The 17,263-nt window shown below is 64.8% G+C and carries 17 protein-coding genes; 9 read left to right on the top strand and 8 right to left on the bottom strand.

Features of this window, described 5'->3' with window-relative positions; all coding sequences use genetic code 11:
• The first annotated feature begins 75 nt into the window (after positions 1-75).
• The 7 genes from ACH2CY_RS17825 to ACH2CY_RS17795 all read left to right on the top strand — a co-directional run bounded on the left by ACH2CY_RS17825 (position 76) and on the right by ACH2CY_RS17795 (position 8,260).
• Positions 76-384 (top strand): cupin domain-containing protein, encoded by a 309-nt coding sequence (locus ACH2CY_RS17825; protein WP_395020664.1) that lies wholly within the window; start codon positions 76-78, stop codon positions 382-384.
• Complete coding sequence (gene rnr / locus ACH2CY_RS17820) at positions 356-2,719, top strand: ribonuclease R (protein ID WP_395020663.1); 2,364 nt, start codon at positions 356-358, stop codon at positions 2,717-2,719. The genes ACH2CY_RS17825 and rnr overlap by 29 nt, the downstream gene beginning before the upstream one ends.
• 39 nt (positions 2,720-2,758) lie before the next feature.
• Positions 2,759-4,291 carry a S41 family peptidase gene (locus tag ACH2CY_RS17815; RefSeq protein ID WP_395020662.1) on the top strand — a complete coding sequence of 511 codons (1,533 nt, stop codon included), beginning with the start codon at positions 2,759-2,761 and terminating at the stop codon, positions 4,289-4,291.
• 338 nt (positions 4,292-4,629) lie between these two features.
• Positions 4,630-6,258 (top strand): S41 family peptidase, encoded by a 1,629-nt coding sequence (locus ACH2CY_RS17810; protein WP_395020661.1) that lies wholly within the window; start codon positions 4,630-4,632, stop codon positions 6,256-6,258.
• A gap of 10 nt (positions 6,259-6,268) precedes the next feature.
• Positions 6,269-6,955: a hypothetical protein gene (locus ACH2CY_RS17805; RefSeq protein ID WP_395020660.1), complete on the top strand. Its 687-nt coding sequence runs from the start codon at positions 6,269-6,271 to the stop codon at positions 6,953-6,955.
• 98 nt (positions 6,956-7,053) lie between these two features.
• On the top strand, positions 7,054-7,221 hold the full coding sequence (rpmG, locus tag ACH2CY_RS17800) for a 50S ribosomal protein L33 (protein ID WP_395020659.1): 168 nt from the start codon (positions 7,054-7,056) through the stop codon (positions 7,219-7,221).
• A gap of 103 nt (positions 7,222-7,324) precedes the next feature.
• Positions 7,325-8,260, top strand: coding sequence for a class I SAM-dependent methyltransferase (locus ACH2CY_RS17795; RefSeq protein WP_395020658.1), 936 nt, complete (start codon positions 7,325-7,327; stop codon positions 8,258-8,260).
• Here ACH2CY_RS17795 and ACH2CY_RS17790 read toward each other — a convergent pair.
• The 7 genes from ACH2CY_RS17790 to ACH2CY_RS17760 form a co-directional block, all read right to left on the bottom strand.
• Positions 8,257-9,117: a formylglycine-generating enzyme family protein gene (locus ACH2CY_RS17790; RefSeq protein ID WP_395020657.1), complete on the bottom strand. Its 861-nt coding sequence runs from the start codon at positions 9,115-9,117 to the stop codon at positions 8,257-8,259. The two genes, ACH2CY_RS17795 and ACH2CY_RS17790, sit on opposite strands and share 4 nt — an antisense overlap.
• A gap of 113 nt (positions 9,118-9,230) precedes the next feature.
• Positions 9,231-10,181 (bottom strand): formylglycine-generating enzyme family protein, encoded by a 951-nt coding sequence (locus tag ACH2CY_RS17785; RefSeq protein WP_395020656.1) that lies wholly within the window; start codon positions 10,179-10,181, stop codon positions 9,231-9,233.
• Between the two features lie 90 nt (positions 10,182-10,271).
• Complete coding sequence (locus ACH2CY_RS17780) at positions 10,272-10,979, bottom strand: DUF1194 domain-containing protein (protein WP_395020655.1); 708 nt, start codon at positions 10,977-10,979, stop codon at positions 10,272-10,274.
• Entirely contained in the window at positions 10,948-11,757 is an 810-nt protein-coding gene (locus ACH2CY_RS17775; RefSeq protein WP_395020654.1) for a pentapeptide repeat-containing protein, read from the bottom strand. Before ACH2CY_RS17775 ends, ACH2CY_RS17780 begins: the two co-directional genes overlap by 32 nt.
• Positions 11,723-12,481, bottom strand: a complete 759-nt coding sequence (locus ACH2CY_RS17770) for a pentapeptide repeat-containing protein (protein WP_395020653.1) — start codon at positions 12,479-12,481, stop codon at positions 11,723-11,725. The genes ACH2CY_RS17775 and ACH2CY_RS17770 overlap by 35 nt, the downstream gene beginning before the upstream one ends.
• 153 nt (positions 12,482-12,634) lie before the next feature.
• On the bottom strand, positions 12,635-14,020 hold the full coding sequence (locus ACH2CY_RS17765) for a PleD family two-component system response regulator (protein WP_395020652.1): 1,386 nt from the start codon (positions 14,018-14,020) through the stop codon (positions 12,635-12,637).
• Positions 14,021-14,026: 6 nt separating this feature from the next.
• Positions 14,027-14,440, bottom strand: a complete 414-nt coding sequence (locus ACH2CY_RS17760) for a response regulator (RefSeq protein WP_395020651.1) — start codon at positions 14,438-14,440, stop codon at positions 14,027-14,029.
• A 197-nt stretch (positions 14,441-14,637) separates the two neighbouring features.
• Here ACH2CY_RS17760 and ACH2CY_RS17755 point away from each other — a divergent pair, with 197 nt between their 5' ends.
• Both ACH2CY_RS17755 and ACH2CY_RS17750 read left to right on the top strand, forming a co-directional pair.
• Positions 14,638-15,999 (top strand): DNA polymerase IV, encoded by a 1,362-nt coding sequence (locus tag ACH2CY_RS17755; RefSeq protein WP_395020650.1) that lies wholly within the window; start codon positions 14,638-14,640, stop codon positions 15,997-15,999.
• Positions 15,999-16,295, top strand: coding sequence for a hypothetical protein (locus tag ACH2CY_RS17750; protein WP_395020649.1), 297 nt, complete (start codon positions 15,999-16,001; stop codon positions 16,293-16,295). Before ACH2CY_RS17755 ends, ACH2CY_RS17750 begins: the two co-directional genes overlap by 1 nt.
• A gap of 40 nt (positions 16,296-16,335) precedes the next feature.
• Here ACH2CY_RS17750 and ACH2CY_RS17745 read toward each other — a convergent pair whose 3' ends face one another.
• Entirely contained in the window at positions 16,336-17,163 is an 828-nt protein-coding gene (locus tag ACH2CY_RS17745) for an EipB family protein (RefSeq protein WP_395020648.1), read from the bottom strand.
• Positions 17,164-17,263 lie beyond the last annotated feature (100 nt).

Here is a 17,263-nt window from a genome sequence, read left to right as displayed (position 1 = left end):
GCGAATTGTGTTAATACGGCTGAAACGCGCGTGCTATGGTGCCGCAACCCACCGGCTAGGTATCGGGAGCAGGAAATGAGCACGCGGCCCAAGGCCATCGGGACCAGGCAGATCGAGAACGACCGGGTGATCGTCACCGAGTGGCGTTTCGCGCCCGGCGCCGAGACCGGCTGGCATCGCCATGGCCATGACTACATCGTGGTGCCGCTGCTGGACGGCAAGCTCGCGATTGAAAACGGCCCTCCCGGATCCAAAGGGGAAACGATTACGGCAGAGATGAAGGCCGGCGGCTCCTACAACCGCCCAGTCGGCGTCGAGCACAACGTCATCAACGCCAACGACTTCGAGTACGCTTTTGTCGAAATCGAGCTCAAGTCGGCCTGATCGGAAGCCGCGCCGCGGCAAGCCCGAGCAGGCCGAGCCGGAGAAGAAGCCCGGCAAGAAGGCCGTGCCCTTCCCGACCAAGGAGCAGGTGCTCGCCTTCATCCGCGAGAGCCCGACACCGGTCGGCAAGCGCGAGATCGCCCGCGCCTTCCAACTCAGAGGCTCCGACCGGATTCCCCTGAAAGCGCTGCTGAAGGAACTGGAGCGCGAGGGCAATGTCGATCGCGGCCGCAACCGCCGCATGGGCGCCGCCGGCCAGCTGCCCGAAGTCACCGTGGTGCAGATCATCGGCCCGGATGCGGACGGCGATCTCTGGGCACGCCCGGTCGATCTCCGCCCCGACGACGCCGAGCCGAAGATCCTGGTGATCGAGCAGAAGGGCGAGCGTCAGAAAGAGCACGGCCATAAGCCGTTGGGTCCCGGCGACCGCGTGCTGGTGCGCCTGAACCGCACCGATGCCGACGAGTATGAAGCGAGGCCCATCCGCAAGCTGGAGAGCCGCGCCGCCCGCGTGGTCGGCGTCGTCACCCGCGCCTCCGATGGCACCTTGCGCATCACCCCGGCGGACAAGCGGCTGCGCACCGAGTTTGCGATCGATGCCCGCGGCCTGCATGGGGTGAAGTCGGGAGAGATCGTCGTCGCCGAAGTGGAACCGGGCCGACCAATGGGGACGTCGCGGGCCCGCGTAGTCGAGCGGCTCGGTCGCACCGGCGAGGCACGTTCGGTCAGCCTGATCTCGATCGCCGCGCACGGCATTCCGAATGAATTCCCGCCCGCGGCCCTGACCCAGGCTCAGGAAGCCGGGCCGGCGACGCTGGGCAACCGCACCGACCTCAGGAACATCCCGCTGGTTACCATCGACGGTGAGGATGCCCGCGACTTCGACGACGCTGTTCATGCGACACCGGACACCGATCCGAAGAATCCTGGCGGATGGAAGCTGCTGGTCGCCATCGCTGACGTCGCGCATTACGTGCGTGAGGCCGATGCGCTGGACAAATCGGCGCGCGAGCGCGGCAACTCGGTCTATTTCCCCGACCGGGTGGTGCCGATGCTGCCCGAGGAGCTCAGCAACGGCTGGTGCTCGCTCCGCCCCGACGAGGATCGGCCGGTGATGGCGGTCGAGATCGTGATTGATGCCGAGGGCCACAGGAAACGCCATACCTTTCTGCGCGGCTTGATGCGTTCCGCCGCCCGCCTCACCTATGAACGCGCGCAGGCGGCGATGGACGGCAAGACCGACGCCGTGACGGCGCTGTTGCTCGAACCGGTGATCCAGCCGCTCTATGGCGCCTTCCGCGCTTTGCTGAAGGCGCGGATGGCGCGCGGTACCCTGGAGCTCGATCTCCCGGAGCGAAAGGTGCTGATCGACAATCACGGCGAGGTCCAGAAGATCGAAGCCCGCGAGCGCCTGGATTCCCATCGCCTGATCGAGGAGTTCATGATCGCCGCCAACGTCGCAGCGGCCGAAGCGCTGGAGAAGCGCCGCTGGCCCTGCATGTACCGCGTGCACGACCAGCCCGATCCCAGCCGCGTCGAAGCCTTGTGCGAGTTCCTGGAAGGCCTGGAGCTTCGCCTGCCGCGCGGGCAGGTGATCCGGCCGAAGCACTTCACCCAGTTGCTGGAGAAGGCGAAGCGCACGCCCTACGCCGACATGATCAACAGCCTGGTGCTGCGCTCGCAGTCGCAGGCGGTCTACTCGCCGGAGAACCTCGGGCATTTCGGCTTGGCGCTGCAGCGTTATGCGCATTTCACCTCGCCGATCCGGCGCTACTCGGACCTGCTGGTGCACCGCGCGCTGATCGCCGCTTACGCTTTCGGCGATGACGGCTTGGATCGCGAGGTGAAGGGGTTCAAGGAACTGGGCGACCATATCAGCGCCACCGAGCGCCGCGCGGCGGCGGCGGAACGCGAAGCGGTCGACCGCTACACCGCCGCCTTCCTCTCCAAGCGCATCGGCGAGATCTTCTCCGGCCGGATCTCCGGCGTCATCCGGGCCGGGCTGTTCGTCGCGCTCGACGAGACCGGCGCCGACGGCATCATCCCGGTCTCCAGCTTGCCGAACGACTTTTATGAGCATGACGAAGCCCGGCACGCTTTGGTCGGCCGGCGCTGGGGCCAGGTCTATCGTTTGGGAGATCGGGTGCAGGTCCGCCTGGTCGCCGCCCAGCAGCTGACCGGCGGCATCACCTTCGAACTGATCGAAGGCGGCGGACAGGATCAGGTGCCGCCGCAGCACGGCAAGCCGTCGAAGGCCGCGCGCGGGAGGCCCGGCCGCCCGGCCGGTCCGCCGATCCATTCGCGCAAGGCCGCTAGACGCAGGCGTCGTTCATGAAGCCTTCACACGCGTTCGAGGGCACTATTGGGAGCGGAAATGGAGAAGATTCGCTGTCGCTGGAAAGCAGCCTTACTCGTGCTTCTTGCGCTGAGTGGCTGCGCCCAACCAGGACCAACGGACGCAGGACAAGCACTAACTTCCGCAGGCGTGTATGAGACCGCTCTAGAGTCCATCGACGAACTCTACATCGCCAATCCGGACTTTCCGGAGATCGCTGCAGCCGGCATTCAGAAGCTTGCCGATCTGGACAGTTCCCTGGGTGTCCGCTTCGAGTCCGGGAGATTCGAGCTGCTACAGAATGGTGGTGTGATCGAACAAGTCCCGATAGCTGAATCGGCCTCGCCGACAACTTGGGGCGCGGCGATGGGAACACTCCTTGAAGCCGCCGCGGCTCATTCCCCGAAGTTGCAGAAGATGACGGCGGGCCAGTTGCAGGAGCAGGTGTTCGGGGGGGTCATTTCGCGCTTGGACACGGAGTCCGGATACGCGTCGGCGGACGACGCAAGATTCCTGCGGGAACAATCGACGGGAGGTCGCGGGAAGGCGAATATCGGGCTGGGGCAAATCGACGGCAAACTGGCGGTCACGTCCAACTCGGAATGCATATCGCCGCTCTTGCGCAGCCCGCGTTATGGCGATGCAGTGCTCACCATCGACGGTCAAGACGTCTCGGACATGACTCCTCGGCAGGCGAGCCATCTGCTTTACGGTCAGCTCGACTCCAAGGTGGACATCAAAGTATCGCGGCCGGGCGTTGCTCAGCCGCTGCTTGAATCGCTCGTCCGCCGTCGAGGTCCGGGACTCGTACCGATCCGCAGCGATCAGGTCGGCTCCGTCGGTCTCGTTCAGGTCTGCACTTTTTCCAGCGAAACGACATCGGCATTGCGGAAGACCTTGCGCGACTTAGAGAACAGCGGAAACGCCCCCAAAGCCTATGTGATCGACCTCCGTGGCAATCCGGGTGGCCTCTTGAGCCAGGCGATTTCGACCTCGAACCTGTTCCTCGACCACGGCAAGATCGTCTCGACCATCGGCCGCAACCCGGACAGCCACCAGTTCTTCGAGGCGACCGAGGGGGACATCGCGCAAGGCAAACCGATCGCCGTGCTGGTCGACGGAAGCACGGCGGCCGGCGCCGAGATCTTCGCGATGGCCCTTCAGGCCGAGGATCGTGCCGTCATCATCGGAGGGACATCGCTTGGACGCGGCTCCATACAGAACGTCGTGCGTCTGCCCGATGGCAGCGAGCTTGCGCTGACCTGGGCTCAAACGCTGACACCAGATGGGGCGCAGCTGACCGATACGGCCGTGATCCCTTCGCTCTGTACTGCACGGATCAGCGACACCTGGTCCAAGGACCTCCAGCGTGGCGACCTGTCGGAACGGGAGTTTCCGATCATTGCCAAGCGACGCATCGCCAAGGCCGACACCCCTGCTCTCCGAGCCCTCCGGAGCGCCTGCGGACAATCGACGACCACGGCGGGCGGCGACCGCGACGTAGCAATCGCCACTGCGCTGCTCGCGGATCGACAACTCTATGACCGCGCCCTTCATCTGGTCGGCCCCTAAGGACCGACAGCTGGTCCGGCGGCGAGCGTGTTTGAACCCCAGCGGGACAAAGCAGGTCGGCCGGGCCGCCCATCCGCGCAAATCGAGAAAGCGCCGTTAATCTTCTGTGGCCGACGGGCAACAGTTCGCCTCGCTCTCTCTCCTGCAAGGCTAACCTTAACGATCCGTAAACGGCTCCCTGCGTTTGATTTATCTGCGCCTGGGCGGGCATTTACCGCCGACTGTGGCCAGAATGCACTGGCGGGGGGAAATAATTCTGCTAAAGTTAACGCCGACGGGCCGGATCTGGCGCGGATGGGACATGGTCCCTGCCCGAGAGCCGGCCGACAGGATTGCGGATGCCTAAAGTGCCAGTGTTGCGCGTATCCGGTGCCGGGCGGTTGCCCGCAGCCCGCTTCTGCCTGCTGACCTTTGTGGGCGCGGCGTTGACTCTCGGCGCCTGCTCGACCGACGGCACGCTCACTCCCGAAGAATCCTCCCGCCAACTCGACCACGACATGTTCGTGACCGGCTACGAGGACATTGAGGACATCTACGTCACCGAGCCCGACATGGGCGCGCTGGCCTTGGCCGGCATGCAGCAACTCTCCTCGATCGATCCCGCCGTGGTCGCACGCCGCAGCGGCGACACGCTCGAACTCGTGGTCAACAACCACACGGTCGAGAGCATCGCCGTCAGCGACGGCTTGGATGCCCGGCATTGGGGCGACGTCACCGCCGACGTGCTGGACCAGGCGCGCGGATCCTCCGACAAGATCGCCGGCGCCGCACCGGAGAAGATCTACGAAGTGATGTTCGACGGCATCGTCGGCAAGCTGGACCAGTTCTCGCACTACGCCTCGGCCGCCAACGCCGCGGATCTGCGCGCCCAGCGCGACGGCTTCGGCGGCATCGGCGTCACCATATCGGTCGAGGACGGCCAGGTGCGCGTTGTCTCGGTGATGCATTACACGCCGGCCGACCGGCTCGGCATCCACCGCGACGACATCATCCTGGAGATCGACGGCACGCCGATCGGCGGCCTGCCGCAGCGCGAGGTCGTCAACAAGCTGCGCGGCCCGGTGGAAAGCCGCGTCACGCTGACCTTGCAGCGCAAGGGCCAGGACAATCCCTTCCAGGTCTCGCTGATCCGCGCGCTGGTCGTGCCGGAGACGGTGGCCTATCAGCGCGAAGGCGACATCGCCTATTTCCGCGTCTACAGCTTCAATTCCGGCACCACCGAGACCCTGCGGCGCGAGATCCGCGACGCCAAGGCGGAGATCGGCGAAGACAACATCAAGGGCTATATCCTCGATCTCCGCGGCAATCCCGGCGGGCTCCTCAGCCAGGCGATCTCGACCTCGAACCTGTTCCTCGACCACGGCAAGATCGTCTCCACGATCGGCCGGAACCCGGACAGCCACCAGTTCTTCGAGGCGACCGAGGGCGACATCGCGCAGGGCAAGCCGGTCGCGGTGCTGATCGACGGCAATTCCGCCTCCGCCGCCGAGATCGTCGCCGCCGCCCTCCAGGACAACGAGCGCGCCGTGCTGATCGGCTCGAACTCCTACGGCAAGGGCACGGTGCAGAACGTGATGAGCCTGCCGAACAAGGGCGAGATCGCGCTGACCTGGGCGCGCTATCACGCGCCCTCGGGCTACAGCCTGCATCATCTGGGCGTGCTGCCGACGGTCTGCACCTCCGGCGAGAGGGATGCCGGCGTGCTGATCAACGAACTGGCTGCCGGGGAGCTAAAGCAGGTTCCGACCATGAAGCGCAACACCGTGCGCCCGGACGACACCGCCGGCATGGACGCGCTCCGCAAGACCTGCCCGGCCCGGCACGAGACCGATCCGATCGACCTCGAGACCGCGGTGCGGCTCCTGAACCGCCCGACCTTGTTCGCGGACGCGATCCATCTCGCTTCCCCGCCGGTGCAGTCGGCGAGCGATTCCTCCCCCAAAGACGACTACACGATTCTCCCCTAAGCTCGCGGTCATGACCAAGGTCGTGAAACCGGTGGACGCGGCGGGCCTGGTGCTGATTCGCGCCGGCGCCAGGGGCGAGCCCGAGATCCTGCTGGGACGCCGCCATCGCAATGCCGGCTTCCTGCCCGACATCTACGTCGTGCCCGGCGGCAGAGTCGATGCCGAGGACCACGACAGCAGCGGCTTCGCCGAAGCTTTGCACCCCGCCGTCGCGGCCTCGCTGCTGAGCGGCGGCAGCCGGCGCCCCGCCCTCGCCTTCCCGCGCGCCGCCCTGCGCGAGACGCTGGAAGAGACCGGCTTGCTGGTCGGCGAGACCGGCATGGCTGAGGACGCCGCCGGCATCCCGGTCTGGCAGGCCTATCGGGCCGCCGGCATCGCCCCCGATTTCGCCAGCATCGACTTCATCTGCCGGGCGATCACCCCGGTCACCTCGCATCGCCGCTACAACACCCGATTCTTCCTGGCCGACGGCGCCCAGGCGGTCGGATCGGTCAACAGCAACGGCGAGTTGGAGGATCTGGCCTGGAGGCCGGTCTCGGCGCTTTCGGCCCTCAACATCGTCGATGTGACGGAATATGTGCTGAAAGAAGCCTTGCGGCGCTGGCAGGCCCGTTCCCCAACCGGCGCGGAACCACCTAAGCTATTGAATTATCGGAACGATATAATGACCCTCTCACGCCACCGGACGCGGGGCTAGGGCGGCCCGGCCTTGACAGGGCGAGCTTTATCGCTATTTTGCCGCCAACTTTTGAACCCAGGTCCCTTCCAACGGGCCTTCATATTTGAGAACGCATCATGGCGAAGCAAGCGACCATCCTGGTGAAGCTGGTGAGCACCGCTGACACCGGCTACTACTATGTGACCAAGAAGAACCCGCGCTCGGTGACCGAGAAGCTGGAGTTCCGCAAGTACGACCCGGTCGTGAAGAAGCACGTCGCCTTCAAGGAAGCGAAGATCAAGTAACACCGCGCCGGCTTTCGCCGGCAGTCGGTTTCAAAGGGGCGAGCGCCCACCTTTTCAAAGGGGTCGCGTCGCCCCTTTTCAGTTCCTGGAGCAGAGTCCGCACGTGATTCCGCTGTCTCCGCTCGAAGCGCTTCCACTCGGCATCACCCGGTCAGAGATCGAGCGTCTGTTCCAGCCCTTCGTCAAGGTCGACGACGAGCTCTGGAAGCTCCGTTTCGCCCGGCGCAACCGCAAGATCTGGCGTCAATACCTGAAGCGCCGCCTGTTCGGCTGGCACCGCCACTCCCAGCGCCTGAAGGCCGCCGTCGCCCGCGAATACGGCAACGAGTGGCTCTCGATCGACCACCGCAGCTACAGCCTCGACGCCGCACCCGAGAAGCACAGCCTCTGGCAATGGGGCAGCCAGCGCAGCCTCGCCAGCAACCGCGGCGGCACCAGGGTGCGCCAGCTGCTGCTGGTCCGCACCATCGAGCTGCTGCAGCCCCGGCGCGTGCTGGAGGTCGGCTGCGGCAACGGCATCAACCTGCTGCTGCTGGCCGGCCGCTTCCCGGAGATCGCGTTCACCGGCATCGACCTGACGCAGGAAGGCCCCGCCGCCGCCCGGCGCGTGCAGCAGCAGAACGACCTGCTGCCGCCCTACCTCCAGGCCTTCGCCCCGGTGCAGCTGCATGATCCCGCCGCCTTCAAGCGCGTGACCTTCCAGACCGGCGACGCCACGGCCCTCCCCTTCGCGCCGAAGAGCTTCGACCTGGTGATCACCGTGCTCGCCCTGGAGCAGATGGAACGCATCCGCGACCAGGCCCTGAACGAGATCGCGCGGGTCAGCGCCGGCCATGCCTTCATGATCGAGCCGTTCCGCGAAGCCAACGCGTCGGGGATCGCGCGGCGCTATGTCGTCGCCCGCGATTATCTGCGGGCGCGCGTCTCCGATCTGCCGCAGCACGGCATGCAGCCGCTCTGGGCCACCACCGACATGCCGCAGGAGGCGTTCCTGAAAGCGGCGGCGGTGTTGGCGAAGGTAGAAGGGACCAGCGCCTAGTCCAAATCCCGGGCTACTCTGAAGCCCAGGCTATTGGACGGGGCGTGTTTGCGAGACTTGGCGATCCGCAAGGCTGCGATGCCGCCCTCCTGGCCGATCACAAACGAACCGCCTTTGCTCAAGGCATAGGCACAAGACTCCGAGGGAGGCGGATCGCCGGCTGCCATCGTTCCGTGCTCGCGCACGCAGTCGGAAATCAATTCGCTGACGTTGCCGAGAATGTCATACACACCGAACTGATTGGGTTTGAAATACGCCACCGGCGATGTGGCTTCGCCAAAACCATCGTCGCAGCTGAAGTGCTTTCCTCTGTATCCACGGTAATCGCCGTTCTTCACGTTCTCGAAGAGACAGATAGTGGAAGGATCTGGCTCATTGGTGCCCAAGTATGAGTGGTTCGGAGTGCCCCCACGGGCGACATACTCCCACTCAACCTCCGTCGGCAGCCGGTAGCGCTGCCCGGTCTGGCGGGACAACCACGCCACATAGGCTTCAGCATCTTCCAGTCGCATGCACCCGACCGGATAGTCTCCCGATACTGGAAAGCCCGGATGCTCGAAATCTGCGTCAAATTGGGGGCCCACCAGCAACCAGCCACGCACCACATGCCCGCATTTCGGCTTGGTCTTGTATCCCGTCGCGGCCGCGAACGCTTTGAACTGGTCGATCGTGATTTCAGTCTGCCCGAGCGCGAACCTTTGAATATCGACGGCAGAACGCGGCAGCGGAACGGATGATCCATCGAGCGCCACGCGCTCTTCCGGCGTTGCGCCGACCGGCGCGCCTTGCTGCGCGGGAATGACGATCATGGTCGGGCAGTCGGTGCAATCGGAGAAGCTCTCCACGCCCTGCGGCACTCTGGGCGACTCCGGCCGCGTCACCGGCCCGCCAGGACCGCATCCGGCCAGAACGCCCAATACTAGGATCCCTGCAATCCGCGAAGGTGATCCGATCATTTGCGCACTGGCCCTTACTCCAATTCCCGGGCCACTCTGAAGCCAACGTCGTTGCGTATTGAAACTTGCTCCGGCCAATAGAACTTGAAGGCGGCCAAACCGCTTTCCTGGCCGTGCAGGTAAGAACCACCCTTGGTTATCCAGTACGCACAGGCTTCACGAGGCACCGACTCTCCGATTTGCGATATCACGTCCTTTCGCGAGCAGCCGGCAATCCATTCCATCACGTTGCCAAGCATATCGTATACGCCGAACGTATTAGGCTCAAAATATCCCACTGGAGATGTGGCTTCGTCGAACCGGTCGGTGCAGGCGAAATTCCTTCCTTGGAAGAGATTGATGTTCGCGTCGCCCACATTCTCGAAACGGCAAATGGACGGCGGATCGAGATCGTTTCCGCCGAGATACGAGTGGCTCGACGTGCCGCCGCGGGCGACATATTCCCACTCCGCCTCTGTCGGTAGTCGGTAGTGCTGCCCCGTACGCACTGACAACCAAGCAGTATAAGCTTCGGCATCTTCCAGGCGCATGCAGCCGGCGGGGTAGTTTCCGTCCACTGGAAATCCGGGATGCTCGAGGTCGGCATCCATCTCAAATCCATCCATCAAGCGATGCACCAAGCGTCCGCAGTTTGGCTTGGGCTTGTATCCTGTCACTGACATGAAGGTCTTGAACTGGCCGATGGTGATTTCGGTCTGCCCGAGCGCGAACCTATGGACATTGACCGCGACTCGCGGGGATGGATAGGGAAAGTCCTTGAGCGCCTCGCGTTCCTCCGACGTCCCGCCGACAGCCACGCCTTGCCGCGCGGGAATGACGATCATCGTCGGACAGTCTGTGCAATCGGAGAAGCTTTCCACACCGACCGGCACGGTGGGCGCCTGCAAACGCTTGACCGGTCCACCAGGCCCGCACCCCGTCAGGGTCGCGATAGCCAGAACTGCAGCAATCCTTGCTACCATCATCCACCCCTCCTCCGAATGAGGGGCGAGCATCGCAATACAAAGCGGCCGGAATTGGGTCGGTCGGTGGCAAATTGTGGCAGCACCGCATCCTCACGGCAGCTGGCTGATCTCGGTCACGAACTTCCGGCGCATGGCGCGCTCGAAATCCTTGTAGCCATGCGCCGGTACCGTGAAAGAGGAGGCGCCGCCGATCACATGCGCCTTGTACCAGGCCTCGAGCGTCGCGGCCTCGTCGCCTTCCAGGATCGGCAGGCCGTTGATGGTGACACCGTCCGCGACCAGGGCGTCGCGCAGGACATCCACCGGCGGGTTGAGGTTGCAGTTGTCATGGCCGTCCGAGGAGACGTCGATCACCGTACGGTTGGCCGGCATCGGCAGGAAGGGCAGGATCTTGTCGCCGATCAGCTGCAGCGCGCGGGACATGCAGGTGAACTCGGCGCCCTTGCGCGGCGTCTTGCGCAAGGTGGCGGCGAAGGCGACCGCGTCCTCGGCACTGGCGATCAAGGTCCAGGGTACGGCGACGGCCGCCTTGTCCGACCATTCGACCATGGTCACGAAGATGGCGCGATGCGGCCCGGAGAGGATCGAACGCTGCACCTCGGGGTCCTCAAAGGCCTTGGCGATCCCGTCCATCTGCAGAGCGAAGCGCTCGTCGTTGACCGATTGCGAGACATCGACCGCCAGCACCAAGGCGGTGTCGACCATTTCCGGCGCAGCATCTGCCGCCGGTCCGGCCAACAGCGCCAGCCCGAAGGCGACGCCGGCGCTAATATACCGCCTTGTCCCGGTTCTTCGCATCTTCCAGTCCCTTGGTCTCGTTCAAGCCTTTGACGTCGCGCAGAATCGCACCGTCGAGATCGGCGCCGCTCAAGTCCGCGCCGGTCAGGTCCGCGCCGCTGAGATCCGCATGCGAGAGATCGGCGACGTGCAGATTGGCCCCGGTCAGGTCAGCGCCGACCAGCTTGGTGAATTGCAGATGGACGCCATGGAGATCGGTGTTGCGGAGCTTGGCGCCGGTCAGGTCGCAGCCCGAGAAATCGTGCCAGATCGGCGACTTCAACTGCCCGCGCTTCAAGCCCATATGCGCGTCGGACAGGTCGGCGCCGCGCATGTTCACGCCCGGGAGCCGCGCCTGGATGTCGGTGCCGGAGAGATCGGCGCCTTCGAAATTCGGCGCTTCCTCTGGGCGCGGAAACTCGGTGGTCGAATAGGCCGCGACGTCGAACAGGCTGGCATCGGAGAGATTGGCGCCGGCGAAGTTGGTTCGGGTGATGGTGACGCGATCCAGCTTCGCGCCGCTCAAGTCGGCGCCGGAAAGATTGGCGCGCGACAGGTTGGCGCCGAGCAGATCGGCGCCGACCAGCTTCGCGCCCTTGAAGTCGAGATCGCTCAAGTCGAGCCCGATCAACTCGGCATCGGAGAAATCCGGCGGATTGCCCGGCGTCGCCTTGACCAGCGCTTGACTCACCTGCTTCAGGGTGAGCGGCTCCGCAACCGCCGGCGATGCGGCGGCGAGCAGCAGCGCCAGGACGGCGCCGGCGTCAATAGATCGCCTTCTCCCGGTTCTTAGCCGCATCCAGCCCCTTCGCCTGGTCGAGCCCGATCACGCCTTTGAGGATTGCACCGTCGAGATCCGCGCCGGTCAGTTCGGCGCCGGTCAGGTTGGCGCCGCTGAGATCTGCGCTACTGAGGTCCGCGCCGGCCAGCAGCGCGCCGGTCAGGTTCACCTTCACCATCTTCGCAAAGCGAAGCTTCGCCTGCGGCAGTTCGGCGTAAGAGAGATCGGCGCCGGTGAAGTCGCTGCCGGAGAAGTCGCTCCACAGGATCCATTCCAGCCGCGCGCGCCCCTGCTGGGTCTTCAGGTGGCTCATATTGGCACCGCGGAAGTCCGTCCGCGCCAGCGGCGACATTATCAGCGCGCCGGAAAGATTGGCCCCGGCAAAGCTTGGCGCCTCCGACCGGGTCATGGAATCCAAGGTCGAATAGGCGGCGGTGCCGTAGAGCGTCGCCTTCTCCATATTGGCGCCGGCGAAATTCGTGGTGGTGATGATGGTGTGGTCGAGGCTGGCGCGTGAAAGATCCGCGCCGGCAAGGTTGGCGCGCGACAGGTTAGCGCCGTAGAGATCGGCACCGGCGAGCTTCGCGCCCTTGAAGTCGAGCTCGCTCAGATCCAGCCCGCCGAGATCGGCATGGCTCAAATCCGGCGCCGCGCCCGGCGCAGCCTTGAACAGGATCTGGCTGATCTGCTTCACGGTCATCGGCTCGGCGACGGCGCTGCCCACGCCGAATGCCAGAGCCAAGACCAAGCCTGCAACGCCCTTCACCATCGCCCGCCGGTTCCGCTGAGACCGGATGGACTCTACAAACTCCGCCATCCCGGGGCTAGGCCGACAGGCCCACGCCCGGGAAAGTTTCCCGGCCTTGTCCTCCGAAAGGACGATGCGGATATCGGCTTAGAGCAGGCTCGCCGGGTCGGCGACGGCCTGGTTGCGGCCGCCTTCCTTGGCGCGATAGAGCGCGGCATCAGCCATCTTGATCAGCTCTTCGCCGGGGATCTCCACGCTGGTGGAGGCGACGCCGACCGAGACCGTCACCGTCAGGCCGTCATTCGGCGCGCCGTCGAACAGCATCGGGGTGTCGCCCACCTTCTTCACCAGGCGTTCGGCCACGCGCAGGGCGGTCTGGCCGTCGGTGTCGGGCAGGAAGGCCACGAATTCCTCGCCGCCCATGCGGGCCAGCATGTCGATGTTGCGCATGCAGGCGGTGGCGCGCTGGGCGAATTGCTTCAGCACCTCGTCGCCGGCCGCATGGCCGTAGGTGTCGTTGACCGACTTGAAGCGGTCGAGATCGCAGACCAGCACGCCCATGGTCTTGCCGGTGGCGGCGACCCGGCGCATCAACCCGTCCAAGTGCCGCATCGCGTAGCGCCGGTTGTAGAGGCCGGTGAGGCTGTCGGTCAGCGCCAGGGAGAGGCTTCGCTCGTAGTTGGCGCGCAGGCGGTCCTGGTAGCGCCGGCGGCGGATCTGGATTCGCACCCGCGCCAGCAGTTCGTTGGGATCGATCGGCTTCATCAGGTAGTCGCTGGCGCCGATGTCGAGACCCTTGATCAGCCGCGGCATGTCGTAGTCTTCGACGATCAGCAGGATCGGCACCTGCCGCGTGTCCTCTTGCGAGCGGAGATGCGAACAGAGCCGCAGCCCGTCCTCGCCCGCCACCTGGATGTTGGTGATGATGAGGTCGTGCCGCGCCTTGGCGGCGCCTTCCATGCCCTTGGCCAGGGTGTCGGCGACCTCGACCTTGTTGCCGTCGCCGGAAAGCACGCTGACGATGCGCTGCGCCGCCGGCTGGAAGCTTTCGACCAGCAGGATTTCGGCGTTGCGGTCGTCTTCCGGCCCGGGCTCGGCTTCCGCGGTCAGGATGTCGAACTGGCCGGAGGTCTGCTCGCGCATCCGCCATTCGTCCATCATCATCTTGAGACGCACGAGGCTGCGCACGCGGGCGAACAGCGCCAGGTCGTTGACCGGCTTGGTCAGGAAGTCGTCGGCCCCGGCCTCGAGGCCGCGCACGCGGTCGCTGGGATCGCTGAGCGCCGTCACCATGACCACGGGCAGAAACCGGGTCTTGGCGTTAGCGCGGATCCGGGCACAGACCTCGAACCCGTCCATCTCCGGCATCATGACGTCCAGGAGGACGATGTCGGGGGCGTTGCGGTTGATGATTTCCAGCGCCTCGGGGCCGCTGGAGGCGGTCACGACCTCGAAATATTCGGCTGCCAGCTTGGCCTCGAGCAGCCGCACGTTGGCGGCAATGTCATCGACGACCAGAATGCGTGCCGACATGGCCGCTTACTGCAGGAAGCGATCGACGGTTTCCAGGAACTGGACGACGGAAATCGGTTTGGCGATGTAGGCTTCGCAGCCGCCTTCGCGGATCTTTTCCTCGTCGCCCTTCATCGCGAAGGCGGTCACCGCGATGATCGGGATCGATTTCAGATTGTCGTCTTCCTTGATCCACTTGGTGACTTCCAGGCCCGAGACCTCGGGCAGCTGGATGTCCATCAGGATCAGATCCGGCTTGTGCTGGCGCGCCAGCTTCAGCGCCTCCATCCCGTCCTTGGTCTGCAGGATGTTATAGCCATGCGCCTGGATCAGGTCGTGGAAGAGCTTCATGTTCAGCTCGTTGTCTTCCACGATCAGAATCGTCTTCTCGGCCGCGCGTTTGCGCTTCTCCTCGGGAGAAAGTGGCTGCTTGTCACTCATGACCCCTCCAACGAGCGCCTTCCGCGGACGCTGCCCCCGCTTCCCCTCCGGATCGCCCCAGGGTTAAGACCCTGCGGTTGCCAGTGCGGACGCGCCATACACCGCGGCACAAGCCTATCTTTTTGTGCCGCCGAACAAAACCTATACTACGATGATAGTGAATGATTTCTTGCTTTTCAAAGGCCGAATTTACCAAGATGAACGGCCCAAACCATGCGGAATCAGCGGAAATTCCCGTTTCGCCCGGCGAAACTGGTGGCTTCTGCCGTGACTGCGGGAACGATATACCAGCCGCCTCGGCCAAGCCGGCGACAGGCTCGCCCACAGGGAGGACCGCTGGGGCGACTCGCAGCCGTTGCCCGGCCTGCCGCTCGACCCGGATCGCCCGCCATCCCGAGCTCGACAGCCTTGCCATCGCCCATATCGACTGCGACGCCTTCTATGCCGCGATCGAGAAGCGCGACGATCCCAGCCTGCGGGACAAGCCGCTGATCGTCGGCGGCGGGCATCGCGGCGTGGTCTCGACCTGCTGCTATATCGCCCGGATGTCCGGCGTGCGTTCGGCCATGCCGATGTTCAAGGCCCGCAAGCTCTGCCCCGAGGCGGTCGTCGTCCCGCCCAACATGGCCAAATACCGGGACGTGGGCGAGCAGATCCGCAACCTGATGCTGGAGCTGACCCCGCTGGTCGAGCCGCTCTCGATCGACGAAGCCTTCCTCGACCTGACCGGGACGGAGAAGCTCCACCACATGAGCCCGGCCCGGGCGCTCAACCGCCTCGCCCTGAAGATCGAGCGCGAGATCGGCATCACCGTCTCGATCGGCCTCAGCCATAACAAGTTCCTGGCCAAGATCGCCTCCGACCTCGACAAGCCGCGCGGCCTCTCGGTGATCGGCAGAGCGGAGACCCTGCGCTTCCTGGCCGAAAAGCCGGTCTCGATGATCTGGGGCGTCGGCAAGGTGATGCGCGAGCGCCTGGAGCAGGACGGGATCGTCACCATCGGCCAGCTTCAGACCATGGACGAAACCGATCTCGCCCGGCGCTACGGCAGGATGGGGGCGCATCTCTTCCATCTCGCCCGCGGTGCGGACAACCGCAGCGTCGACCCCGAGGGCGAGGCCAAAAGCATTTCCGCCGAGACCACTTTCGATGCCGACATCGCCGATCTCGAGGAACTCTCCAAGGAGCTCTGGCCGCTCTGCGAGACCGTCTCGCGCCGCTTGAAAGCCGCAGAACTCTCCGGCCATGTCGTGCATCTGAAGCTGAAGACTGCCGGCTTCAAGCTGATCTCGCGCCAGGCGCGGCTCCCCGCCCCGACCCAGCTCGCGGAGACGCTCTATCGCATGGCCAGGACCTTGCTGAAGCGTGAGGCGACCGGCACCTATTTCCGGCTGATCGGCGTCGGCACCGATGACTTCCATTCTCCGCAGGACGCCGACCCGCCCGACCTCGCCGACCCCAATGCCGAGCAGCGCCGCAAGGTCGAGCGCGCCATGGACGAAGTCCGCCGCAAGCTCGGCGGCAAGGCGATCGTGAAGGGGCGGAGCCTGCGTTCGTGATGTCCGACAAGGAGAGGCGAATCGAATCAGGCGCAGATGCCTCGATTGGGACAATGCGCCGACGGAACCGGCAAGCAGCTCAGCCACTGCTCAAGGTGCTGTTCCTGACGATCTTGCTCTGCACCATGGCCGCAATCGGGTTTCCGCTCGTCTGGATCATTCCACTGCTTGGCTTTGCACCCAATCAGGATGAGGGTTTCCTCATCGCCGGCGCTGTGGCGATCGTTGCGGTCGGCGCTGCAATCATCCTTACGGAACGCGTCGAATCGGCTTTGCGCCGTTGGTTCTTTCTCTGAGGTGATCGCGAAGCTCAGCCCGCGCGTTCGGGCTGCAGCCCTAGCAGCCGGGATCCGGCAGCAGCTCCAGCGAGCTGAGCGCCGCGCGCAGTTTCAGCGTGCCGAGCTCGATGCTGAAGTTGCTGATGACGCCATTGTCGTAGAGGCGCTGCACCTGCTCGCTGTCCGGCTCGGACTCGCTGGTCTGCACGCTGTAGAAGGCGAGCCCGATCGGATAGGAGACATGCCCTTCGAGCTCCGGGAACTTCTTCTGCAGGCCCGGCCAGTCCTTCTCCCCGGCGCCGATGAGAGCGCTCGCCATCATGGTATCGACCGAGGCGTTGCCGTCGAAATACTCCGCGCTGACGACATTCTCCCCGGCCGCCGCTTTTTCCAGGACCAGCTTGGTGTGCGCGACCGGGAACATCGTGCCTTCGGGCAGGTCGGCCTCGGCGCGGCTCGGCAGGTCCGAGGTGGCCGCGCCCCTGCCGCCGATCTTGTCCAGCCGAGCTTCGCCGCGCAGCTGCTCCAGCGTCTCGCCCCCGGCGCCCTTCTTGATGTTGTAGCGGTAGGCCAGTCCGTCTTTCGATTCCCAGGCGACCTGGCTGATCTCCATGTCGCGGTTCTCGCCGCCCTCATTCGCCATGACGAACTTGAACTTCAAGTCGGTGGCCCAGCCGTCACAGGCATTCTTGAGCTCGAAGGTCATGACGCCGTCGGCGCTGGTGACCTGGCCGCTGTTGCTGTCCGGGGCGATCGAAAGGACGTAGGTCGCCTTGTGCGCGACCAGATTTGCCCCCCCAGAATCCGGCGAAGAATCCTGGGCAACCGCGAAATCAGCCGAAAGGAGGAAGACCGCGGCGCCGAGCGCCGTAGCCTTGCGGAGCAATCCTGCGCTATCCATGGGGAACCATTGTCGTTTGCGGTGCAATTCAAGCCGTTTCCAGGCAGCCCTGCAAGAACCGAAACCGCAAGATTGCGACCTGCAT

Origin of the sequence: Dongia sp. (assembly GCF_041905885.1) — a bacterium.
GTDB lineage: Bacteria > Pseudomonadota > Alphaproteobacteria > Dongiales > Dongiaceae > Dongia.
The sequence above is the reverse complement of the archived record's forward strand: the minus strand, read 5'-3'. Positions and strand labels throughout refer to the sequence as shown.

Bases quoted from the DNA above. Each gene is read 5' to 3' on its own strand.
- ACH2CY_RS17825 (WP_395020664.1), top strand. From the start codon at position 76: ATGAGCACGCGGCCCAAGGCCATCGGGACCAGGCAGATCGAGAACGAC.
- ACH2CY_RS17815 (WP_395020662.1), top strand. From the start codon at position 2,759: ATGGAGAAGATTCGCTGTCGCTGGAAAGCAGCCTTACTCGTGCTTCTT.
- ACH2CY_RS17810 (WP_395020661.1), top strand. From the start codon at position 4,630: ATGCCTAAAGTGCCAGTGTTGCGCGTATCCGGTGCCGGGCGGTTGCCC.
- ACH2CY_RS17805 (WP_395020660.1), top strand. From the start codon at position 6,269: ATGACCAAGGTCGTGAAACCGGTGGACGCGGCGGGCCTGGTGCTGATT.
- rpmG (WP_395020659.1), top strand. From the start codon at position 7,054: ATGGCGAAGCAAGCGACCATCCTGGTGAAGCTGGTGAGCACCGCTGAC.
- ACH2CY_RS17785 (WP_395020656.1), bottom strand. From the start codon at position 10,181: ATGATGGTAGCAAGGATTGCTGCAGTTCTGGCTATCGCGACCCTGACG.
- ACH2CY_RS17780 (WP_395020655.1), bottom strand. From the start codon at position 10,979: ATGCGAAGAACCGGGACAAGGCGGTATATTAGCGCCGGCGTCGCCTTC.
- ACH2CY_RS17775 (WP_395020654.1), bottom strand. From the start codon at position 11,757: ATGCGGCTAAGAACCGGGAGAAGGCGATCTATTGACGCCGGCGCCGTC.
- ACH2CY_RS17765 (WP_395020652.1), bottom strand. From the start codon at position 14,020: ATGTCGGCACGCATTCTGGTCGTCGATGACATTGCCGCCAACGTGCGG.
- ACH2CY_RS17760 (WP_395020651.1), bottom strand. From the start codon at position 14,440: ATGAGTGACAAGCAGCCACTTTCTCCCGAGGAGAAGCGCAAACGCGCG.
- ACH2CY_RS17755 (WP_395020650.1), top strand. From the start codon at position 14,638: ATGAACGGCCCAAACCATGCGGAATCAGCGGAAATTCCCGTTTCGCCC.
- ACH2CY_RS17750 (WP_395020649.1), top strand. From the start codon at position 15,999: ATGTCCGACAAGGAGAGGCGAATCGAATCAGGCGCAGATGCCTCGATT.